We start from the raw sequence: 2,078 nt of genomic DNA, 5'->3' as shown, positions 1-2,078 counted from the left end.
ATCACGCCAGCCTCGATCACCGGAATCATCTTCGAGGACGACAGCTTTGTGTATGACGGTTTGGCCAAGTCACTGGTCATAGCCGGAACGCTTCCAAGTGGAGCCAGCGTGAGCTATGCGGACAACAGCCGAACCGATGTGGGCACCCAGGAGGTAACCGCGACGATCAGCGGCTCGAACTTCACGACTTTGGTCCTGACCGCCGACCTGACAATCACGCCTGCCACGATCACGGGAATTACCTTCGACGACGACAGCTTTGTGTATGACGGTTTGGCCAAGTCCCTGGCCATAGCCGGAACGCTTCCAAGTGGAGCCAGCGTAAGCTACGGCAACAACAGCCGAACTGATGTCGGAACCCAGGAGGTGACGGCGACGATCAGCGGCAGCAACTTCACGACTTTGGTCCTGACCGCCGACCTGACTGTGACTCCCGCCACGATCACGGGAATTACCTTCGAGGATGACAGCTTTGTGTATGACGGTTTGGCCAAGTCCCTGGCCATTGACGGAACACTTCCTGCGGGAACTTCGGTCAGCTATGCAGGCAACAGCAGAACGGATGTGGGAACCCAGGAGGTAACCGCGACGATCAGCGGCAGCAACTTCACCACTTTGGTCTTGACCGCCGACCTGACTATCACACCAGCCACGATCACCGGAATTACCTTCGACGACGACAGCTTTGTGTATGACGGTTTGGCCAAGTCCCTGGCCATAGCCGGAACGCTTCCAAGTGGAGCCAGCGTAAGCTACAGCAACAACAGCCGAACCGATGTGGGAAGCCAAGAGGTGACGGCAACGATCAGCGGCTCGAACTTTACCACTTTGGTCCTGACCGCGGATCTCACTATCACGCCAGCCACGATCACGGGAATCACCTTCGAGGATGGCAGCTTTGTGTATGACGGTTTGGCCAAGTCCCTGGCCATAGCCGGAACGCTTCCAAGTGGAGCCAGCGTAAGCTACAGCAACAACAGCAGAACCGATGTCGGAACCCAGGAGGTGACGGCGACGATCAGCGGCAGCAACTTTACCACTCTGGTCCTGACCGGCGACCTGACAATCACGCCAGCCACGATCACGGGAATCATCTTCGAGGATGAAAGCTTTGTGTATGACGGTTCGGCCAAGTCCCTGGCCATTGACGGAACACTTCCTGCGGGAACTTCGGTCAGCTATGCAGGCAACAGCAGAACGGATGTGGGAACCCAGGAGGTAACCGCGACGATCAGCGGCAGCAACTTCACCACTTTGGTCTTGACCGCCGACCTGACAATCACGCCTGCCACGATCACCGGAATTACCTTCGACGATGACAGCTTTGTGTATGACGGTTCGGCCAAGTCCCTGGCCATAGCCGGAACGCTTCCAAGTGGAGCCAGCGTAAGCTACGGCAACAACAGCCGAACTGATGTCGGAACCCAGGAGGTGACGGCGACGATCAGCGGCAGCAACTTCACGACTTTGGTCCTGACCGCCGACCTGACTGTGACTCCCGCCACGATCACGGGAATCATCTTCGAGGATAACAGCTTTGTGTATGACGGTTTGGCCAAGTCCCTGGCCATAGCCGGAACGCTTCCAAGTGGAGCCGGCGTAAGCTATACGGACAACAGCCGAACCGATGTCGGAACCCAGGAGGTGACGGCAACGATCAGCGGCAGCAACTTTACCACTTTGGTCCTGACCGGCGACCTGACAATCACGCCAGCCTCGATCACGGGAATTACCTTCGAGGATGACAGCTTTGTGTACGACGGTTTGGCCAAGTCCCTGGCCATAGAAGGAACGCTTCCTGCGGGAACTTCGGTCAGCTATGCAGGCAACAGCAGAACGGATGTGGGAAGCCAGGAGGTGACGGCAACGATCAGCGGCAGCAACTTCACCACTTTGGTCTTGACCGCCGACCTGACTGTGACTACCGCGACGATCACCGGAATTACCTTCGAGGATGACAGCTTTGTGTATGACGGTTTGGCCAAGTCCCTGGCCATAGAAGGAACACTTCCAAGTGGAGCCAGCGTAAGCTACAGCAACAACAGCCGAACCGATGTCGGAACCCAAGAGGTGACGGC

The 2,078-nt window shown here is 57.1% G+C and carries 1 protein-coding gene; it reads left to right on the top strand.

Going from position 1 to position 2,078, the window contains the following annotated elements:
- Positions 1-2,078, top strand: a 2,078-nt coding sequence (locus J0A67_RS22550) for a beta strand repeat-containing protein (RefSeq protein ID WP_206571662.1), incomplete at both ends; no start/stop codon positions are given.

This window comes from Algoriphagus aestuariicola (genome assembly GCF_017254835.1).
Taxonomy (GTDB): Bacteria; Bacteroidota; Bacteroidia; order Cytophagales; family Cyclobacteriaceae; genus Algoriphagus; species Algoriphagus aestuariicola.
The sequence above is the reverse complement of the archived record's forward strand: the minus strand, read 5'-3'. Positions and strand labels throughout refer to the sequence as shown.